Below are 21,237 nucleotides of genomic sequence, written 5' to 3' on the forward strand. Positions count from 1 at the left end.
TCCTCGTCGCGTGGTGCTGCGTCGCTGTCGCCGTGGGTCGCCTTCGCCGGAAAACCCGCGCGCCCTCACCGACACCTGGTCGGGAGGGCGCGCAGAGCGAAGTCGACGGTGGTGACTACTGGCCGGCGCCGGCAGCGAGGGCTGCGTCGGTCTGCTCGAGCGTGGTCACGGCGTTGTTGAGGTAGCCCGACAGCTTGTCGAGGTGCTGGATCGTGACCGTCGCGCTCTGCGTGAAGGCCGTGTAGGTCTCGTTGAAGGTGCCGGACGCGGTGTCGGTCTGGAACCCGGAGGACACGAGGTTGTTGATGAGGGTCTGGAGGCGGTTGAGCGTGGTCTCGACCTCGCCCTTACCCGTCGTCAGGTTGACGGCGGCCTGCTTGATCTCGCTGTAGTTGACGTTGATGTTGGCCATGAGTCTTGCTCCTTCGTTGTGGTCACCGGCACCGTCGGTGCCTTCATCATGTAACCACAACGCCTCGCGGGAGCACATGGGGAGCACTCCCCATGCAGTCCCCATCCAGGGACGACGCCGCTCAGGAGACGGGGAACTCGGGCGCGATCGGCAGCTGCACGCGCGACAGTGCACCGCGGTTCGCGTACATTCCGCGCCCCTGCGGGAAGTCCTTGCGCGCGAGCCTGGGGAAGGTCGTCCGGAGGACGAGGTCGCCCTCCATCTGCTCCGGCTGCAGCAGGATGCCCCGCCTGGCGCTCTTGATCTCGCCCATGAGCGGCCAGGACGACGACCAGCCCGACACCTCGTTCTCGGCGATCACGAGGTGGTCGCTGCGCTTGATGGCCTTGATGAGCTCCACGAGCGGCGGGTCGGCGATGCCGTTGAGGTAGTCCGACAGCGTCTCGATGACGACGACCGTCCGGCCGGTCACCGTCTCGGCCGCGATCGCCGCGGACAGCGCCTTCGCCTGCTCGGCGATCGTCTCGGGGGTGACGGCCGACTCGTCGAAGCGCAGCTCCCGCAGCAGTTCCGAGCGCTTGGAGCCGAAGTAGACGAAGCGCGTCGCCGGATCGAAGCGTCGCATGGCGCCGACCAGGGACGCGACGGCGTTCGTCCGACCGCTGCCGGGAGGGCCGCCGACGAGGAACGCGCCGGTCGGGTCGAACCCGATCGGTGCGAGGTCGGCGTCGCCGATGCCGAGCACAGGGCGGTCGCCGACGCGCTCGGGCAGCTCGCGCGCCTCGATCTCCTTCGGCAGCGCGCCGATCGGCGGGGCCGTGATCGTGGCTCCCGCGCGCGACATCGCCTCCGCGAGCCGGACCGTCGCGACCGACTGGTCCGAGAGCACCGGCGAACCACCGAGGATCGCGACCTGGACCTCGAGTCCGTCGACGATCGCCCGGCCGGCGGGCGACTCCGGGCCGAGGATGTCCTTCGGCACCCCGAGGAGCTGGTAGCCGGTCTCGTCCGCGAGACGCAGCACCACACGCCGCTGCACACCGGAGCTGATGTTCGTCGGCACGGAGCCCGGGCGGTCGGCCGAGAACGCGATGTTCACGCCGAGCTGCCGTCCGTCGGTGATGAGCTGCTGGAACAGCGTGTACCAGGAGGACAGGCCGAGCGTCGTCTCGTACTCCTGCCGGAAGGACTGGAAGCCGTCGACGAGCAGGAGGATGCGGCGCTCGTCGTTGCGACCCGAGACGCGGCGGTAGTCGGTGATCGAGGACGCGTTCGCCTCGGCGTACCGGACGCTGCGCTCGTCGACGATCTCCTTGATCCGGCGGAGCAGTCGGATGACGCGCTCCTGGTCGTCGCCGGGGATGATCGATCCGATGTGCGGCAAGGCCTCGAGCATGCGGAGGCTGCCCGCGCCGAAGTCGAGGCCGTACACCTCGACCGGACCGCCACGCGGCGTGATGCCGGCCGCCGTGGCGAGGGTCCGCAGGACGGTGCTCTTGCCCGACCCGCCGGTGCCGAACACGGCGATGTGGCCGTCGACGTCCGGCCGGAAGTAGACCGGACGCTGCTCCTGCGAGTCCGGGAGGTCGGCGACACCGATGAGCAGTTCGGCGTCGGACCGTTGACGGAGCTTGCTGAGGTCGTAGACGGGCGCCAGCTCGTCGAGCCAGGGCCGTCGCGGCGCCGGGATGGATGCCCGGTCGGCTGCGGCGATGATGCTCGCGACGAGCCGCTGCTGGTCGGTGGGGCCGAGGTCGCGCTCCTCCTCGGCGTCGGCAGCGCGGGGCTCCTCCCAGCGCGTCTCGCCGCCGAACCGCAGCTCCCGGACCTCGATGTCGGAACGCTTGGGCTCGTCGCTCGTCCAGCCGCCCGCATAGCCGGACTGGAAGATGCTCAGGCGGCCGGGACCGGTCTTCGCGATTCCGCGGCCGGGGACGCCCGGGTCGAAGTGCGCCGCGTCCTTGACGCCGACCACGTCCTGGCTGTCGGACTCGTCGGCCATGCGCAGCGCGACGCGGAGGTTGGTGTTCGCGCGCAGGTTGTCTTTGATGACACCGGCGGGTCGCTGGGTCGCCATGATGAGGTGGATCCCGAGCGAGCGACCGCGCTGGGCGATGTCGACGACGCCGTCGACGAACTCCGGGACCTCGCCGACGAGCGCCGCGAACTCGTCGATGACGAGGACGAGGGCGGGCGGCGAGTCCGGGTCGCCCCGCTTCTCGAGCTCGAGGAGGTCCTTGGCCTTCTTCCGGTTGAGCAGGTGCTCACGGAAGTGCAGCTCGGCGCGGAGGCTCGTGAGCGCCCGCCGGACGAGGTGCGGGCTCAGGTCGGTGACGAGTCCGACGCAGTGCGGGAGCGTCACGCAGTCCGCGAAGGCCGAGCCTCCCTTGTAGTCGACGAAGAGGAACGAGACGCGGTCTGGGCTGTACTCGGCCGCCATCCCGAGCACCCAGGCCTGCAGGAACTCGCTCTTACCGGCACCCGTCGTCCCGCCGACGAGGGCGTGGGGGCCCTGGGCGCGGAGGTCGAGGTGCATGGCGTCGACACCGCCCGATCCGACGGTCGCGCGCAACTGGCCCGCCCGGCGGGGCTTCGGCGGGAGGCCGGGCGTGCGGTCGTGGATCGAGGAGTTCTGCCGCCAGCGGTCGACCACGGCGTCGCTCGAGGTCGTGAGCTCCGGACCGAGCAGCGTGACCATGGACACCGAGCGCGGGAGGTCGCTCGAGTCCTCGACGAGAGCACCGGCGTCGATCACGGACGCCATGCGTCGCGCGTAGTCGAGGGCCGTCACCGGGTCGACGAACTCCGGGCGCGCGTCGTCGACGGAGTAGCCGAGGCGGACCATGCCGACCGTCGCCGGTGCGTCCACGCCGGCCCCGGCCTCCGGGACCTGCAGGAAGGTCCGGCAGGCGGCGGGGAGCGAGACGACGTCGTCGGCGATCCAGATCGGGAAGACACCCGCGTCCGCCGCGATCTCGGCGAGCTGGACGAGGCGTGCGCGGTCGACGCCGACGTCGTCGGAGATGAGCAGGACGATCGCGGGGATCGGGGACTTCGTGCCGGTGTCGTTGGAGCTCTTGGTCCCGATCTCCGCGCCGCGCTCCTGGGCCGCCTGCTTCTCGGAGATGGCTCCGCGTCGGGCGTCGCCTGCCCGGGCCGCCTGCAGGCGGGTCTGGACGAGTTCCTCGATCGCGGCCAGCAGCAGGTTGCCGCTCGACACGCTGTCGGCGAGGTGACCGACGTCGAGCGGGCTGTTGGGCGACGACGCGTGCGGGAGCCACTTGACCCAGGAGAGGGCGTTCGACCACGCGGGCGAGACGATCGCCGAGACGACGACCTCGGCCGGCGAGTGGAGGGCGGTGAGCTGGACGAGGATGCCGTTCACCGCTCCCCCGGCGGTCTGCGGCGAACCGGCGATGCCGAGCGCGCCGGCGTCGTAGAGGTTGTCGATGATCGGCACGTCGGCGACCGTCGCGTACTGGTCCTTGAGCTTCTCGAGTCGCTCCTGGAACTCCGGCAGGAAGCTGTCGCGTGCTTTCGCCGAGACCTCGTTGCGCGAGGGCATCGTGCCGACGCCGAGCCGGAGATTCAGGAAGGACCAGTGCTCGGGGCGCCTGGTCCACAGCAGCGGCCCCCGCGTGAGCGCGTGCTTGAGCGCCTCCGAGGTGGACGGTGCCTCGCGCATGCGGACGTCGTGCTCGATCTCCCGCTCAGCCGCGAGCTGCTTGCCGAGGGACTCGAGGCGCTCGTCGAAGATCTTGATCTGCTGCTTGAGCTTGCGTTTGTTGCGCCCGCGACCGGTGAAGTAGTTGCCGATGAGCATGAGCGGCGTCATCGCGATGAAGATGAGCGACAGTGGATTCCGCGTGAAGAAGTACATCGCGCCACCGAGGAGCATCGGCGTCAGCATGCCGAGGAGCGGGAACGGCTGGTTCTCGCGCTCGGTCGGCGGCTCGGGAGCGGGGAAGGTCTCCCCCGCGTAGCGCTGCTCGACGCGCGGCGACCGGTTGAAGTACACCGGCCCGGCCTTCGGGACGACGCCCGCGCGACCGACGGTCCCGGCGAACCCGATCTCGACCTCGGTGTCGCCGATGAGCACGCGCTCCGGCTCGATGACCTTGAGTCGTGGCACGATGCCGCCGTCGACGACGATCCCGTTGGCCGCGCCGAGGTCGACGAGTTCGATCTCGCCGCCGACCTCGAGGCGTGCATGACGCTTCGAGACGAGCGGGTCGTCGAGGACGATGTCGCAGCTCGCCTCGCGACCGATGGTCCAGCTGCCGGCCGGCAGGGTGAACTCCCGGCCCGCGTCGTCGCCGGAGAGGACCCTGACCACGGCGACCGCGGGAGCCTGGCCGGTGCGCGCCGCGGAGTAGTAGACGCCCGCGTCAGCGAGCTCGATGACGGCACCCGAGCCGACCCACGCCTCGCCGATGGGAGCCTCCGGCGGGAGCGGGAGGGTCTCGGTCGAGCCCGGCAGGCGCGCATGCAGCGTGAAGTCGGCGTTCGCGGAATCGGGTCCCTGCGGGTCGACGCGCGCGATGGTCGACGCGACCTCGGCGATGCTCGCCGCCGCGTCCGTCGTCACGACGATGTCGGCGGACGACCCGGACGGCCTGGTCAACGTCAGCTTGATGCGCATGCAGGATCCCCTTGGAAGTGCGGGCCGCTCGACGCGACCTCGATCAGCCTAGCGACGACGGAGCGAGCCAGGATCCGGCGTGCGCCGTGTCCGACGTCCGACCAGGTCAGTCGGTCTGTGGTCGGACGATCTGATCGACATCCGTCACCGAAGACTCCTTCGGGGCCGGATCGAACAGTCCGACGGCGGGATCGGCAGTCGCGCAGTCGAGGTTCGGCAAGCCGACGATGGCGTCGAGGACGGTCCGGCCGTCCTCGGTGCGCTCGAGGCGGTACTCCGCTCCGGCCGTGTCGAAGGATTCCGGAGGAGTGCCCTGGGGCGACGACCAGTCGAGCGCGACGCATGCCTGGACGCTCGCGCTTCGACCGTCCGCCGACACCTCGACGCTCTGCGGTTCCAGCGGCTGCGGCCCAGGGTGCACGTCGGTCCGCTCGCCGGCCTCGACACGATCCCGCGCGCCGCGCCAGGCGGCGGAACGCACCTCGTACGTCGTGGCCTCGACCAGCTCGGGCAGCTCGAAGTCGTTGCGGTTTTGCGCCACGGCGAGGGCGGTCAGCGCCGACCGAGCCGCTTGAACCCAAGCATCCTGTTCGAATTCGCCCGAAGGCTCTCCGTCAGCCCAGACGACATCCGGGAACGGTTGTCCGGACGTCGATGGCGCGGTCGGTGTGCACCCGGTCAGCGCGATGAGGAGCGACGCGCCGGTCATCCCTGCCACGATCCGGTCCCGAGCCATCACTTGCCTTCCTTCGCTGCCGTGTACGCGTCGCTATACCGGCTGGCGAAGGTGTCCGCCGTGAATCCGCCGTCCGCCGAGTCGAGCGCCGCGTTGATCGCGACCTCATGATCCTTGAACCATTCGTCGAGTTCCTCAGCGTCGAGTCCGGACGGGTCCGGCACACCCTCCGGGTGCTGGGTGTCCCACACGATCTGGGCGACCATGATGCGAACAGCCTGCCGGTTGTTGGCCTCGCCCCCACCGAGTTCCTCGGCCAGGGTCGCATGGTTGTTCGCGAACGTGGCGACGTCGTGTGCCTCGGCGGCACCGATCAGCTGTCCGAGCACGTAGCCCTGGGCGATGTCCGCAGCACCGCCGAGTCCGGGCACCGGAATGAGGCCGATGGCGTCGGACAGCATCCCGAGTGCCGCCTCGATGGCCTCGTCCTGGCGGGTGGCCTCGCCGAGTGCGGCTCCGTCCGCCGAGCCGTCGAGCATGCCCTGGAGGACGACGACGCGCTGCGTGAGTCCAGGCACGGACGCGTTCTCCGCTGTAGCAGCCTCCGTGAGTGCGACCTGGTAGTTCGACACCACGTCCCGCAGCGCCTCCGCGCCGGCGGGATGGTCACCGACTGCGCCCAGGATGTCGGAGAGCACCGACTTCGAGACGCGAGCGTATTCCCTCGGATCTCCGGCGCCGAAGACCTGCGACACGAGCGTCGAGCCGCCGTCGTCGCCCTCCGCGTTCAGCGGATCCTCGACGAAGCCCGGGATCTGCGGCGTCAGGGCGGCGACCATCTTGATCGACGCGATCTCGCTGATGTTCTCAGTGAGGAACTGGTCGTTGCCGGCCAGCGCGTTCATCACGTCGTGAGTCAACGTCGCGGCACGCCCCCACACTTCCGGGGAGTACGCACCACTCCCGTCCGCAGGCCCACCGGTGGCGTTCTGGGCGCCTGCCCAGAGGCCGGCCGGGCCCTCGAACTGGTCATACGTCGACCAGTCGCGCTCGCCGTACCAGTAATCGACCCGGTTCTCACCGAGCGTCCCTTCACCCGTGACGCCGTCCGCCTCAGTGCTCGTCAGCCAGTCGAGCGCCTCGTCTGGATATTGACCCAGCGTGTCGAGCACACGGCCGGCGAGGTCGACGACGCGCAGTCCGGAGAGTCCGGTCTGCTCCTCCTCGAGCAACGCGAGCGTCGTGCCACCCGGCATCGGCGAGCCGTCCTGCCAGATGTGGTAGTTCCCGCGCTCCTCCTGATCGATCATGTCGGCGAGCGCGAGCGTGGTGGTGACACCGATCGGGGCGTTCGTCGGGTCGCCGAACAGGAAGCCGATCGCCGCGGGGTCGCCGCCGACGGTCGTGCTGGCGTTCGCCATCATCTCTTCGGCGAAGGTCTGACCGGTCAGGGGCGACCAGCGTTCCGAGCCGACCGACAGGCCACCACGCACGCTCTGCGCCAACGCGAGAGCTGCGGCGGCAGGGATGCTCCCGTCGAACGCGCCACGGCCCAGCTCGTCGACCAGGCTCACGACGTTCTCGCCACCCATGGCGAGGTTCATCTGCGCCATCACCTGCGGGTTCTTGCCGTACAGGTCGTAGAGCGTCTGCAGGTTCGAGACGTCCGCCTCGGAATAGTCGCCGGAGGCGATCTGGTTCCCGAGCTCGGCCATCGCCTGTGCCACTGCGGTCGGCGTCAGCGAGCCGGAGTCGGTGATGCCGATGGCGGCGAGTGCCTGACGCTGTGCCTCCCAGGCGGTCGCGTTCGGCGGGGTCAATGCGAGCACCAGGGTGCTGTCAGCCAGGGTGCGCTCATCGGCCAACCCCTCGAGCGCGTTGCGGGCCAGCGTGAGGTCGCCCATCGCCGCCTGCTCCTGCAGCTGGCGGTGCTGCGCCTGCTCCGGAGTCGGGCCACCTGCGGGGTCCGCGTATTGGCGGTTGATGACCTGGTTCGACTCGAACATGGTCTGCTTCACCGACGTCGCACGTGTGGCGATTCCGGATACGGTCTCGGAGTACGCGCCGATGGCCGTCCGAGCTGCGCTCAGGGCGGTGGTGACCGCATCGATCGTCGCGGCCGGGGTGTCGAGCGAAGCGATCCACGTGGTCGAAGCATCCCCGCCCCACACGTCGGGCGTCACACCCGCCTGCGCGTTGGTCGCGGCCGTCCGAGCCTCGCCGAGGGCCGTCTCCACGGTCTGCAGGCCGGTCGCGGCCGTTCCGAGCGATCCGGCGTCGAAGAGTCCCGGATCCTCCCTCGTCCAGTTCCCCATCAGTTGGCTCCTTCTGCCATCAGTGCCTCGGTCTCCTGCCACGTGGCCGCGGCGTCCCTGGCGACCTGCGCGGCGTTCGTGATCTGACCCGACGCGAGCATCGTCTGCACGGTCGCCCACATGGCGAAACTCTCGGCGGCGCCTGAGACGGTCGAGCTGGAGCTTCCACTCAGGTCGACGGCCACCTCGGTCGGGAGGGCGTAACCGCTCGTCTCCAGTCCGGACGCGATCGTCCGAATGGTGTCGACGTCGACTCTGAGCTGATCCCCGGCCATAGTTCCCCTTGGGTCGTCACTGAATCGGCGACCGTCTGAGAGTCACCGACAGCGGGTTTCGCCCCGCCGGCCACCAGCGTAACCGAGAGCACGGGACGCGACGATGGGGAGCACTCCCCATGCCCGACGGCGTTCTCAGCCGACGACGACGCGGATCGGGAACTCGCCGATCCCGATCGTCGAACCGGCTTCCGCGACGTAGGCCTCGCCTGGCTGGCAGACGGTGACCGCGCCGGACGCGTCCGTGATCGTCGTGCCGTTCGTGGAGTGCAGGTCCGTCACGCGGAGCGACCGTCGTCCGGGTACGACGACCGTGTGCGTCTTCGAGACGGACATGCGCGGGTCGACGAGCGAGCGCAGCTCGGCGTCAGGCTGTTCCGGCCGCGCCGCAGGGTTGCGTCCGAGCAGGATCGGCCCGCGGAGCGGGATGCGCTCGCCGTCGGGGAGCTCCAGCGCGAAGTCCCCGGCTCGCAGCGATGCCGAGACGACGGTGGCACCGAGATCCGCTTTCGGCGTCGGGATCACGGCGTCCGCCACCGGCCGCTCCGGCGCACCCGGGGATGCCGGTGCACCGGCGAACAGTCCCGGGGGAACGGTGATCTGCAGCTCGGGCGGGACCGAGGACGTCGATGCGGCCGGAGCGCGTGTCTGAGCGGGTGCGACCGGCGGCTCCCGGAACTGCGGCGCGGCAGCAGGTGGCTCGACGACGACCGGGGTCCCTTCATGCGCGGAGCCCGCGGGAGCCCACGTCGGTTCGGGAGCCGGAGCTGCGGGAGCCGGGGCCCCAGGGACCGGAGTCTCGGAGACGGCACGCTCAGGAGCCGGCACCTGGGCAGCCGGAGCCTCGAAGACCGGAACCGGCTCGGCGGACGTCGGGGTCGAGACGGCAGGGGCCGGTGTCGACGCATCGGCCGTCGCCGGAGTCCAGCCCGGGGTGATTGGCCCGTCCGCGACGGGGACGTACACGGGTGCACTTGTAGGGGATCCTCCTGCGCTGCCCGGCGCCGCTGCCGGACGCGGCGCGAGGACGGTCCGAGCGCCGTGCACGCGCAGAGTGGCCGAGGCGTCAGGATCGGACTCGGTCGCCAGCTCGGCGAGCGCGCGCAGGAAGGTCAGGAACGGCTCCTGCCCGAGCAACGAGCGCTGACGCCGACGCTTCTGGACGCCGTGCTGCATGATGAACGTCGCCGCGGCCGTCCCCCGTGCGGACGGGGCGGTCGTGATCGCGAACGCGAGCAGCGGAGCCGGGTCGTCGACCGAGACGACCCGCAGGCGGATGTCCGCGCTGGTCCCACCGTCGATCGCGACGTAATGCCTCGTCTGCTGCGCGTCCTCACCGGAGGCGGCGACCGCACGTTGGACGAGCGCGACGACGTCGTCAGCGGTCCCCGCGAGGTCGAGATCCAGACCGGTGTCGGTCAGGTCGGGTGATCTCATCGGTGGTTCCTCCCCAAGCGTCGTCGTCCGACGACGGCAACGGATCGATTATCGCCTACGCCGTCGCCCTCGTGGGGAGGGACGAGAGGCGCACCTCGCGCGGACCGGGGCCGACATCGCATCGGCTCACCGCGCGTCATGCTCCCACGGCCAGCGCGGGGTCGGACGTCGGCCGGTCGACGACGTCGCGACGGCGGCGGCAGCGAGCACGATGATGAGCGCCAGCACCCCGACGGTGACCGAGAACGGCCCGGTCAGCGTCGTCACGGCGAAGGCGGCGGCGTCCGCTCCGTCCCGGCTGGCGATCGCGTCGAACACGCCGCCGCTCACGCCGTACGCGAGCCAGGCGAGGAGCCCCGCGAGGACCGCCGAGCCGACCGAGACGCGCAGCGGTGTGCGGCGCGTCTCACGGATGATCGCCCAGAGGACCACGACCGTGGCGACCACGACCATGAGCGGACCGGTCAGCGGGCCGGCATCCCGGTCGGTCACGACGTCGAGGTCCGCCAGCAGGCTGATGAACCCGAACGCGCAGACGACGAGCGCCACGTAGGTGACCGCCGCGAACGGGGCGATCCACCAGGGACCGCGTGCTCCGTCCGCGTCACCGGTCATGCTCAGCGGGCGGTCGTCGGTCCGGCTTCGAGGACGCGCTCGTACTCGGCGCGGGCCTCGAGGTTCGCCTCGCGCACCTTGCGGCCGCGGGCGGCGATCCAGCCACCGAGCCAGACGGGGATCTCGCGGGCGACGACGAAGGCGAGGACCGGCCCGAAGGTGAAGGCGACACCGGTGACCTCGGCGAGGATCTCGTCGACGCTGAGGGTCCACGCGCGCTCCTGGATCAGGAACCCGCCGACCCACGCGAGGAAGACGACCAGGCCGATGATGAAGCCGCCGAGCACCCAGTGCACCCAGCCGGAACGGTTCACGATGGTGGCGGTCACGACCCAGGCCAGGAAGAAGCCTGCGGCGGCCATGAGGAACGGCCAGCTGGTGGCGATCTGGATGAGGTTCTCGACGAACGTGCCGTCGCCTTCCAGCACCAGCTGGAGGCCCGCGACAGCGGCCGCGTAGAGGCCGGCGAAGATGATGGTGCCGAGGAGGCCGATGAGGATGCCGAAGCCACGGTTGCCGCGGACCTCCGGCTCCGACGGCGCCTGGACGTACAGCGGGAAGGCCTGCTGCTGCTCGGTCTCCGCTGCGGTGGCGGTCTCGGTCGCGCCGGAGCGGGCGACCGGCTCGTAGGCTGCGGCGGGGTACGGGTGGGCACCGGTGTCGGCCTGTCGGGTGGTCGCCGTCGACGTCGGGGTACCGGCGGTGTCGTCGTCGTCGAAGTCGATGTTCGAGTAGGCGCGCTGCGGCGTGTGCGGTTGGTACGGGCGGGTCTCCCGCACACCGGCGTCCGAGGCCGTGTCGGCGCGGTCGGCGACCCGGCGGTCGTCGACGACCGGGTCCGCCCCGACGCCGTCCGCCGTGGTGATGGTGTCCTGCCGCACGGTGTCCTCGGAGAGGATGTCCCGCTCGGCTCCGGGCCGCTCGGCCACGGACTGCTCGGACGCGGTCGCCGGACGTTCGGAGCCAGCCGCGGTCTGGGCAGCCGCCGGAGTGCTCGGGTCGGTCGGCGATCCGGGCTCGGGGTTCTGGGTGCTCATCGCGTACTCCTTCGGCGGAAGCCAGTTCAGGAGCGCCCTCACGGCGCTCCGCTCGCCACGGTAGCAAGCCGTCGCACCGATGCCCGGCAAGCTCGCCGGGACTCGCACACTCCGGTCGACCCGATTCAGGTCTGATTCATATCCGGAGGAAACGGTCTCCTCAGCTCCGCGCGCTTGAGTGGGAGCGATAACAGACACCTGTCGGATCACTGCCGATCCCGCGACGCCGATCCCCCGACGGCGCATCCCCCGGAAAGGCCCCATGCCCGAGCAACTCCCCCACGACCGTCACGTCGATTCCCGTTTCCCCTTCAGGCGGCTCTCCTCCCGCTACCGCGCCCTCCCCCTGCGCGGGCGACGCGTGGTCGCCGGTACCGCTGCCGGAGCCGTCCTCCTCCTCGCCACCGCGGTGATCACCCCGATCGCGCTGCAGCACTCCGACGCGACCGGATCCGAGCCGGCCGCGCAGGCCGTGGAGGAGACGACGTCCACGGTCCCGGCCTCCACGGTCAACGCCACGGCGGTCACCGCGATCTCCGCCACGACCGGATCCGTCGCAGGCGGGAGCACCCTCACCGTGAGCGGTGTCGACGTGGACGGCGTGACCCGCGTCGTGTTCGGTGAGCAGGAAGCCCGGATCCTGTCGGCGACGAGCACCGAGGTGACCGTCGCCGTGCCGGCCGCCACCGGCTTCTCCCCCGCCGAGGTCGGCATCGCCGTGTATGCGGACGAACTCCGGGTCGACGGCGACGCGTTGAGCTACAGCTACGACATCACGAGCCCCGTCGACGCGCAGATGGCCTACGTGTTCACGCATTGGAACGACTACAACCTGGCTGAATACGGCTCGCTGGTCGACACCGACTGCGCGAACTTCGCCAGCCAGAGTCTCTTGGAACGCGGGTGGACGATGGACGAGGACTGGTGGGCCGAAGGGACCGGCGACGACTTCGACTTCTCGAAGGCCTGGGTCAGCTCGACGTTCTTCATGAACTACGTCGAGGAGCACCCCGAGCTCGCCACCGCCCTCGACGACACCCAGCGCGACCAGGTGAAGGTCGGTGACATCGTGCAGTTCGACTGGGACAACAGCGGGGACCGCGACCACACGGGCATCGTGTCCAAGGTCGAGACCACGGACGCCGGCACCCAGGTGTACTACGCGGGGCACACCGACGACACCGACTACCGCACCGTCGACGAGGCGATCACCGTCCTCCACCCCGGCGCCTCCGTGTACTACTGGAGCATCGCCTAGCCCGCCCGCTCGGTTCACAACTCAGGACGTCATCGGCATGTCGGTCCCGCTCACACTCGTTCGAGCGGGACGCCCCGGACTCGTCCTGAATTGCGAACGGGACGCCGGGGTCAGGCGGGGAAGAGCGTCGAGACGATCGCCTGCGTCCAGCCGCTGATGTTCGTGTTCGACCAACGCGTGGCGATCCAGGTACCGTCCCGCACGAAGTGACGTTCGCCGTACGTACCGGCGTCCTCCGAGACCTCGGTGAAGCACATCGTTCCGCCGGTCTCCTCGGAGCAGGTGAATCCTGCCTCGTTCATCCGCGCGATCACCGACGCCTGGGTCGCAGCGTCGATGGAGAGGACGTTGGTGGTGATGCCGACGTCGCCGCCACCGCTCGCCTTCACCAGGGCACAGTTCAGACGGTCGGTGTTCGAGGAGATCACGGCCACGAGGGCGCTGTCGTTCGAACCGAAGAAGTCGGTGGCGAGTTCCGGCAGTGACCATTCCGGGTTCAAGGCGAGGAAGCCGTCTGCCGTGAGTGAGTCGATGTAGCCCGCCGGGAAGAGCTGGGGGCATTCGGTCGGACGCACCGGTGCAGCAGGGGTCTCGGCGGCGTCCGTCGTGGTCGGAGCAGGAGTGGAGCCGGCGGTCGCCGTCGCGCTCGGCGTCCGGGTCGAATCGGCTGCGGGAGTGCCGCTTGGGCCGACGACCAGGAGTCCGATGACCACGACGAGCGCGATCGCCAGTACGCCGGCGAGCACACTCAGGCCGATGACGACCGGATTGCGCTTCCGCTTGGGCGCCGGAGCACCGTAGCGGACGTCCGGCTGCGCCGGGGTCGTGTCCGGCTCCAGCGGCTGGAACTGGCCGGTGGGCTGCTCGGGCTGATCACTCATCGGACCAGCATGTCGTGCGGAGACCCACCACACAACTCACCGGTACCCGATTCGTTCGCCCAGGAATGGGCGAACGAACGACGGAGGGCCCGTTCCGATCGAGAAACGATCGGAACGGGCCCTCCGGGTGAGTCGTTCAGCCCTAGTTGTAGTTACCGGGGGTGAAGTCGTCGGAGCTGAAGCTGTCGAAGTCGACGAAGCTCAGGTCGGACTCGTTGAACGCGCCGTCCTCACCGAAGATGCGGTTCGGGTAACGCTCCGCCTTCGCCTCCTCGGTGGCCTCGACCGTCACGTTGCGGTAGCGCGCCAGGCCGGTACCGGCCGGGATGAGCTTACCGATGATGACGTTCTCCTTGAGGCCGACCAGCGGGTCGCTCTTGCCTTCCATGGCGGCCTGCGTGAGGACACGCGTGGTCTCCTGGAAGGAAGCGGCCGACAGCCACGACTCGGTCGCGAGGGACGCCTTGGTGATACCCATGACCTCCTGGCGAGCCGATGCGGTGCGACGACCCTCCGACACGGCCGAGCGGTTGAGCTCGGCGTAGCGCAGGCGGTCGACGAGCTCACCAGGCAGCAGGTCGGTGTCGCCGTGGTCGACGACGGTCACCTTCCGCAGCATCTGGCGCACGATGACCTCGATGTGCTTGTCGTGGATCGGGACACCCTGCGAGCGGTACACGCCCTGGACGCCACCGACGAGGTGCTTCTGGACCTCGCGGACGCCCTGCACGCGCAGAACCTCCTTGGGGTCGACCGCACCGACGTGGATCTTCTGACCGAGCTCGACGTGCTGTCCGTCCTCGACGAGGAGGACCGCACGCTTCAGCACCGGGTAGACGACCGGCTCGTCGCCGTTGTCGGGCGTCAGGATGACCTTACGAGCCTTGTCGTTCTCGTCGATCGTGATGCGACCGGCGGCCTCGGCGATCGGGGTCGCACCCTTGGGGGTACGAGCCTCGAACAGCTCCTGCACGCGGGGCAGACCCTGCGTGATGTCGTCCGCCGATGCCGAACCACCCGTGTGGAAGGTACGCATCGTCAGCTGGGTACCGGGCTCACCGATCGACTGGGCCGCGATGATGCCGACGGCCTCGCCGATGTCGACGAGCTTGCCCGTGGCGAGCGAGCGGCCGTAGCAGGCTGCACACACACCGACGGTCGACTCGCAGGTCAGGACCGAGCGCACCTTGATGTTCTCGACACCCGCGGAGACGAGCTTGTCGATGAGCACGTCACCGACGTCCTCGCCGGCCTCGGCGACGACCTCACCCTTCGGGTTGACCGCAGCAGCGGCCAGCGAACGGGCGAACACGGAGTTCTCCACGTTCGGGTCGCGCACGAGCTCACCGGAGCTGTCGACGTTCGCGATCGCGAGCTCGAGACCCTTGGTCGTGCCGCAGTCGTCTTCGCGGATGATGACATCCTGCGAGACGTCGACGAGACGACGCGTGAGGTATCCCGAGTCGGCGGTACGGAGCGCCGTGTCGGCCAGACCCTTACGAGCACCGTGGGTCGCGATGAAGTACTCCGCGACCGACAGGCCCTCACGGTAGGAGGAGATGATCGGGCGAGGGATGATCTCACCCTTCGGGTTGTTCACCAGGCCTCGCATACCCGCGATGTTGCGGATCTGCAGCCAGTTACCACGAGCACCCGACGACACCATGCGGTTGATGGTGTTGTCCGCCGGGAAGTTCGCGCGCATGGCCTCGGCGACCTTCTCGGTGGCCTCCGTCCAGATCTTGATGAGCTCCTGACGACGCTCGGCATCCGTGGTCAGACCCTTGTCGAACTGGCTCTGGACCTTGGCGGCCTGCTTCTCGTAGCCCTGCACGATCTCGCGCTTGTTCGGCGGGGTCAGGACGTCGCTGAGCGCAACGGTCACACCGGAACGCGTCGCCCAGTGGAAACCGGCGTCCTTGATGTTGTCGAGCGTGGCGGCGACGACCGTCTTCGGGTACCGCTCCGCGAGGTCGTTGACGATCGAGGACAGCTTGCCCTTGTCCGCCACGTCTTCCACGTAGGGGTAGTCCGCCGGCAGCGCCTCGTTGAAGAGTGCGCGACCGAGGGTCGTCTCGACGAGTGCGACACCCGAGCCCTCGTAGCCCTCGGGACCCGTGCCCTCGGCGAACGTCACGTCGGTCAGACGGATGCGCGCCTTGGCGTTGAGGTCGAGCGAGCCCTGGTCCTTCGCGAGGATGGCCTCGGCGACGGACGAGAAGGCACGGCCCTCACCCTCGACACCCTCCTTGAGGGTGGTCAGGTGGTGGAGACCGATGATCATGTCCTGCGTGGGCAGGGTGACCGGACGGCCGTCGGACGGCTTCAGGATGTTGTTCGACGCGAGCATCAGGATGCGCGCCTCGGCCTGGGCCTCGACGGAGAGCGGGAGGTGGACAGCCATCTGGTCGCCGTCGAAGTCCGCGTTGAACGCGGCACAGACGAGCGGGTGCAGCTGGATGGCCTTGCCCTCGACGAGCTGAGGCTCGAACGCCTGGATGCCGAGACGGTGCAGCGTTGGCGCACGGTTCAGCAGCACGGGACGCTCGCGGATGATCTCCTCCAGCACGTCCCAGACCTCGGGACGGCTGCGCTCGACCATGCGCTTCGCGGCCTTGATGTTCTGAGCGTGGCTCAGGTCGATCAGGCGCTTGATGACGAACGGCTTGAAGAGCTCCAGCGCCATCTGCTTGGGCAGACCACACTGGTGCAGCTTCAGCTGCGGGCCGACGATGATGACCGAACGGCCCGAGTAGTCGACGCGCTTGCCGAGCAGGTTCTGGCGGAATCGACCCTGCTTACCCTTCAGCATGTCGCTGAGGGACTTCAGGGCACGGTTGCCGGTACCGGTGACGGGGCGACCACGACGACCGTTGTCGAACAGTGCGTCGACGGCCTCCTGCAGCATCCGCTTCTCGTTGTTGACGATGATCTCGGGAGCCCCGAGGTCGAGCAGACGACGCAGTCGGTTGTTGCGGTTGATCACACGACGGTAGAGGTCGTTGAGGTCGGAGGTCGCGAAGCGGCCACCGTCGAGCTGCACCATCGGGCGGAGCTCCGGCGGGATGACCGGGACCACGTCGAGCACCATCGCGGCCGGCGAGTTGCCGGTGATGAGGAACGAGTTGACCACGCGCAGACGCTTGATGGCGCGGATCTTCTTCTGACCCTTGCCCTCCGCGATCTGGTGGTGGAGCAGCTCGGACTCGGCCGCGAGGTCGAAGGACAGCAGGCGCTTCTTGACCGCCTCGGCACCCATGTAGGCCTCGAAGTACAGGCCGAAGCGGTCCTGCAGCTCGTGGAACACCGAGTCCTCGGGCTTGAGGTCGCCGACCTTGAGGTTGCGGAAGTCCTCCCAGACGCGCTCGAGGTGAGCGATCTGCTCGTCGTAGGACTTGCGGGTCTGGCTCATCTCCTTCTCGGCGGCGTCCTTGGTGCGACGCTTCTGCTCGCTCTTGGCGCCTTCCTCCTCGAGGGCGACGAGGTCGTCCTCGAGCTTCTTCAGGCGGTCTGCGATGCGCGAGTCGCGCTGGTCGCCGAGCGTCTTGATCTCGAGACGGAGCTCGTTCTCAAGGCCGGGCATGTCCTGGTGACGTGCGTCCTCGTCCACATCGATGACCATGTAGGCCGCGAAGTAGATGACCTTCTCGAGGTCCTTGGGCGCCATGTCCAGCAGGTAGCCGAGGCGCGAGGGGACACCCTTGAAGTACCAGATGTGCGTGACCGGGGCGGCGAGTTCGATGTGGCCCATGCGCTCACGGCGCACCGACGACTTCGTGACCTCGACACCGCAGCGCTCGCACACGATGCCCTTGAAGCGGACCCGCTTGTACTTGCCGCAGGCGCACTCCCAGTCGCGGGAAGGACCGAAGATCTGCTCACCGAACAGACCGTCCTTCTCGGGCTTGAGGGTGCGGTAGTTGATGGTCTCGGGCTTCTTGACCTCTCCGTGCGACCAGGCACGGATGTCGTCTGCGGTGGCCAGACCAATGCGAAGCTCGTCAAAAGTTGTGACGTCGAGCAATGTATCTCCTATGAAAGGTTTCGTCAGTCTCTACAGTGGTCAGGCTTAGATCTCGTCGATGGACGACGACTCGAACCTGGAGGAAATGTTGATCCCGAGCTCCTCGGCGGCGCGGAACGCGTCGTCGTCGGTGTCGCGCAGGCTCACCGCGGTGCCGTCGGCCGAGAGGACCTCGACGTTCAAGCACAGCGACTGCATCTCCTTGATGAGCACCTTGAAGCTCTCGGGGATACCCGGCTCCTGGATGTTCTCGCCCTTGACGATGGCCTCGTACACCTTGACGCGGCCGAGGATGTCGTCGGACTTGATGGTCAGGAGCTCCTGGAGCGCGTACGCGGCTCCATAGGCCTCGAGGGCCCAGACCTCCATCTCACCGAAGCGCTGTCCACCGAACTGAGCCTTACCACCGAGCGGCTGCTGCGTGATCATCGAGTACGGACCCGTCGAACGCGCGTGGATCTTGTCGTCCACGAGGTGGTGCAGCTTGAGGATGTACATGTAGCCGACCGAGACCGGTGCCGGGAACGGCTCGCCCGAGCGGCCGTCGAACAGACGGGCCTTTCCGGAGGAACCGATGAGGCGGTCGCCGTCGCGGGTGACGTTGGTCGAGTCGAGCAGACCGGCGATCTCCTCCTCGGAGGCGCCGTCGAACACCGGGGTCGCGACCTTGGTGTTCGGCTCGGCCGAGTGCGCGGCAGCCGGGAGCTTCTTGGCCCAGCTGGGCTTGCCCTCGACGTTCCAGCCCTGCTTCGCGATCCACCCCAGGTGGATCTCGAGGACCTGACCGAAGTTCATTCGACCGGGGATACCGAGCGGGTTGAGGATGACGTCGACCGGCGTGCCGTCCTCGAGGAACGGCATGTCCTCGACGGGCAGGATCTTCGCGATGACACCCTTGTTGCCGTGACGGCCGGCGAGCTTGTCGCCCTCGGTGATCTTGCGCTTCTGGGCGATGTAGACGACCACACGCTGGTTGACGCCCGAGCCGAGCTCGTCGTCGCCGTCCTGTGCGTCGAACACCTTGACGGCGATGATCGTGCCGGCTTCACCGTGGGGAACCTTCAGCGAGGTGTCGCGGACTTCGCGGCTCTTCTCGTTGAAGATGGCGCGGAGCAGGCGCTCCTCGGCGGAGAGCTCGGTCTCACCCTTCGGCGTGACCTTGCCGACGAGGATGTCGCCGGGGCGGACCTCGGCACCGATGCGGATGATGCCGCGCTCGTCGAGGTCCTTGAGCAGCTCCGGGCTGACGTTCGGGAGATCACGGGTGATCTCCTCCTTGCCGAGCTTGGTGTCGCGGGCGTCGACCTCGTACTCCTCGATGTGGATCGAGGAGAGGACGTCGTCCTTCACCAGGTTCTGGCTGAGGATGATCGCGTCCTCGAAGTTGTGACCCTCCCACGTCATGAAGGCGACGAGGAGGTTCTTGCCGAGCGCGAGCTCGCCGTTCTCCGTGGCGGGGCCGTCGGCGATGACCTCGCCGGCCTCGATGCGTGCACCCTCGGAGACGATGACGCGGTTGTTGTAGCTCGTGCCCTGGTTGGAGCGGTCGAACTTGCGCAGGTAGTAGGTCTGCGTGCCACCCTCGTCGAGCTGGATGGTGACGGACTCGGCCGACACCTCCTGGACGACTCCGGCCTTGTCGGCGGTGACGACGTCACCCGCGTCGATGGCTGCGTAGCCCTCCATACCGGTACCGACGAGCGGCGAGTCCGACATGAGGAGCGGGACGGCCTGACGCTGCATGTTGGCACCCATGAGTGCGCGGTTCGCGTCGTCGTGCTCGAGGAACGGGATGAGGGAGGTCGCGACCGACACCATCTGGCGCGGGGAGACGTCCATGTAGCCGATCTCCTCGGACGGGATGAGGTCGACCTCGCCGCCCTTCTTCCGGGCGAGGACGCGGTCCTCCTGGAAGTGGCCGTCGCTCTTCAGGGGAGCGTTGGCCTGCGCGACGATGTAGTTGTCCTCTTCCATCGCGGTCAGGTAGTCGATGTCCTCGGTGACCCGGCCGTCGACGACGCGACGGTACGGGGTCTCGATGAAACCGAACGAGTTGATCCGCGCGAACGATGCGAGCGAACCGATGAGGCCGATGTTCGGGCCTTCCGGGGTCTCGATCGGGCACATGCGGCCGTAGTGCGACGGGTGGACGTCTCGCACCTCGACGCCTGCACGCTCACGCGACAGACCACCGGGGCCGAGCGCCGAGAGGCGACGCTTGTGGGTCAGACCCGCGAGCGGGTTGTTCTGGTCCATGAACTGCGACAGCTGCGAGGTCCCGAAGAACTCCTTGATCGCGGCGACGACGGGGCGCACGTTGATCAGGGTCTGCGGCGTGATGGCCTCGATGTCCTGCGTGGTCATGCGCTCGCGGACGACGCGCTCCATGCGGGACAGACCAGTGCGGACCTGGTTCTGGATGAGCTCGCCGACGGCGCGGATGCGACGGTTGCCGAAGTTGTCGATGTCGTCCGTGTCGAGACGGAGGTCGACGGGCTTGCCGTTGCGGACACCAGGGAGGGTGGCCGTGCCGCGGTGCAGGGCGACGAGGTACTTGATCGTGGCGACGATGTCGTCGGTCGTCAGGACGGAGTCGCTGAGCGGCTTGTCGAGACCGAGCTTGTTGTTGATCTTGTACCGGCCGACCTTCGCGAGGTCGTAGCGCTTCGAGTTGAAGTAGAAGTTGTCGAGGAGCGCACGCGCGGCCTCGGCTGCGACCTGCTCGCCCGGACGGAGCTTGCGGTAGATGTCGCGGAGCGCGTCCTCCTTGGTGAGGATCGTGTCCTTCTCGAGGGTGAGCTCGATCGACTCGTAGCCCTTGAACTCCTCGAGGATCTCCTCGCTCGTCATGCCGAGCGCCTTGAGGAACACGGTGACGGACTGCTTGCGCTTACGGTCGATGCGGACGCCGACCTGGTCGCGCTTGTCGATCTCGAACTCGAGCCAGGCACCGCGGCTCGGGATGACCCGAGCGGAGAAGATGTCCTTGTCGGAGGTCTTCTCCTGAGCCGACTCGAAGTACACGCCCGGGCTGCGGACGAGCTGCGAGACGACGACACGCTCGGTGCCGTTGATGATGAAGGTACCGCGCTCGGTCATGAGCGGGAAGTCGCCCATGAAGACCGTCTGCGTCTTGATCTCACCGGTGAGGTGGTTCATGAACTCGGCCTCGACGTAGAGCGGGGCCGCGTACGTCTTGCCGCGCTCCTTGCACTCGTCGATGGAGTACTTCTCGGGCTCGAGGTACGGGTTGGCGAAGGAGAGCTGCATCGTCTCGCCGAGGTCCTCGATGGGCGAGATCTCCTCGAAGATCTCGTCGAGGCCGCTCTTCGTGGGCAGGTCCTGTCGGCCGGCCTGGGTGGCTTCTGCGACGCGTGCCTTCCACACGTCGTTGCCGACCAGCCAGTCGAAGCTCTCGGTCTGCAGAGCCAGGAGGTCTGGAACCGTGAGCGTGTCGGTGATCTTCGCGAACGAGAGGCGGGATGCTCCGCGGCCGTTCTTGGGTGAGTTGGTGGTTGCGTTGCGCGCAGCAGCCAAGGGGATAACCTCCGGAGGCCTGTTGGGGGCCGAGTTACTGGTCGTCAGTGGAGTTACTCACCAGAAAGAGAACATGTGGCGGGTTGGACCCGCACACCAGCCGACCGCAATATGAAGGCATAGAGATT

The 21,237-nt window shown here is 68.4% G+C and carries 12 protein-coding genes; 1 reads left to right on the forward strand and 11 read right to left on the reverse strand.

Features of this window, described 5'->3' with window-relative positions; all coding sequences use genetic code 11:
- Nucleotides 1-115: 115 nt before the first annotated feature.
- The 8 genes from ITJ62_RS12345 to ITJ62_RS12380 all read right to left on the reverse strand — a co-directional run bounded on the left by ITJ62_RS12345 (nt 116) and on the right by ITJ62_RS12380 (nt 11,409).
- Nucleotides 116-412 carry a WXG100 family type VII secretion target gene (locus tag ITJ62_RS12345; RefSeq protein ID WP_056008215.1) on the reverse strand — a complete coding sequence of 99 codons (297 nt, stop codon included), beginning with the start codon at nt 410-412 and terminating at the stop codon, nt 116-118.
- Nucleotides 413-533: 121 nt separating this feature from the next.
- On the reverse strand, nt 534-5,054 hold the full coding sequence (locus ITJ62_RS12350; RefSeq protein WP_194602311.1) for an FtsK/SpoIIIE domain-containing protein: 4,521 nt from the start codon (nt 5,052-5,054) through the stop codon (nt 534-536).
- A 106-nt stretch (nt 5,055-5,160) separates the two neighbouring features.
- On the reverse strand, nt 5,161-5,595 hold the full coding sequence (locus ITJ62_RS12355) for a hypothetical protein (RefSeq protein ID WP_194602314.1): 435 nt from the start codon (nt 5,593-5,595) through the stop codon (nt 5,161-5,163).
- Between the two features lie 194 nt (nt 5,596-5,789).
- Nucleotides 5,790-8,045 (reverse strand): hypothetical protein, encoded by a 2,256-nt coding sequence (locus ITJ62_RS12360; RefSeq protein ID WP_194602316.1) that lies wholly within the window; start codon nt 8,043-8,045, stop codon nt 5,790-5,792.
- On the reverse strand, nt 8,045-8,320 hold the full coding sequence (locus ITJ62_RS12365; protein ID WP_191940614.1) for a hypothetical protein: 276 nt from the start codon (nt 8,318-8,320) through the stop codon (nt 8,045-8,047). Before ITJ62_RS12365 ends, ITJ62_RS12360 begins: the two co-directional genes overlap by 1 nt.
- Nucleotides 8,321-8,455: 135 nt before the next feature.
- The gene (locus tag ITJ62_RS12370) at nt 8,456-9,757 is read right to left on the reverse strand and encodes a hypothetical protein (protein ID WP_194602319.1); all 1,302 of its coding nucleotides are present in this window, start codon (nt 9,755-9,757) and stop codon (nt 8,456-8,458) included.
- 126 nt (nt 9,758-9,883) lie between these two features.
- Entirely contained in the window at nt 9,884-10,372 is a 489-nt protein-coding gene (locus ITJ62_RS12375; RefSeq protein WP_194602322.1) for a DUF6121 family protein, read from the reverse strand.
- Nucleotides 10,373-10,374: 2 nt separating this feature from the next.
- A complete protein-coding gene (locus ITJ62_RS12380) occupies nt 10,375-11,409 on the reverse strand; it encodes a hypothetical protein (RefSeq protein ID WP_194602324.1) in 1,035 nt (344 codons plus the stop codon).
- Between the two features lie 262 nt (nt 11,410-11,671).
- Between ITJ62_RS12380 and ITJ62_RS12385 the strand changes: the two genes are divergently transcribed.
- Nucleotides 11,672-12,667 (forward strand): amidase domain-containing protein, encoded by a 996-nt coding sequence (locus tag ITJ62_RS12385; protein ID WP_194602328.1) that lies wholly within the window; start codon nt 11,672-11,674, stop codon nt 12,665-12,667.
- 110 nt (nt 12,668-12,777) lie between these two features.
- Here the strand turns inward: ITJ62_RS12385 and ITJ62_RS12390 are convergent, their stop codons facing one another.
- The 3 genes from ITJ62_RS12390 to rpoB form a co-directional block, all read right to left on the reverse strand.
- Complete coding sequence (locus ITJ62_RS12390; protein WP_194602331.1) at nt 12,778-13,548, reverse strand: hypothetical protein; 771 nt, start codon at nt 13,546-13,548, stop codon at nt 12,778-12,780.
- Between the two features lie 142 nt (nt 13,549-13,690).
- Complete coding sequence (locus tag ITJ62_RS12395) at nt 13,691-17,572, reverse strand: DNA-directed RNA polymerase subunit beta' (protein WP_194602334.1); 3,882 nt, start codon at nt 17,570-17,572, stop codon at nt 13,691-13,693.
- Nucleotides 17,573-17,617: 45 nt separating this feature from the next.
- Nucleotides 17,618-21,109, reverse strand: a complete 3,492-nt coding sequence (rpoB, locus tag ITJ62_RS12400; RefSeq protein ID WP_064296731.1) for a DNA-directed RNA polymerase subunit beta — start codon at nt 21,107-21,109, stop codon at nt 17,618-17,620.
- Nucleotides 21,110-21,237 lie beyond the last annotated feature (128 nt).

Source organism: Plantibacter sp. VKM Ac-2876 (assembly GCF_015350715.1).
Lineage (GTDB): Bacteria > Actinomycetota > Actinomycetes > Actinomycetales > Microbacteriaceae > Plantibacter > Plantibacter auratus.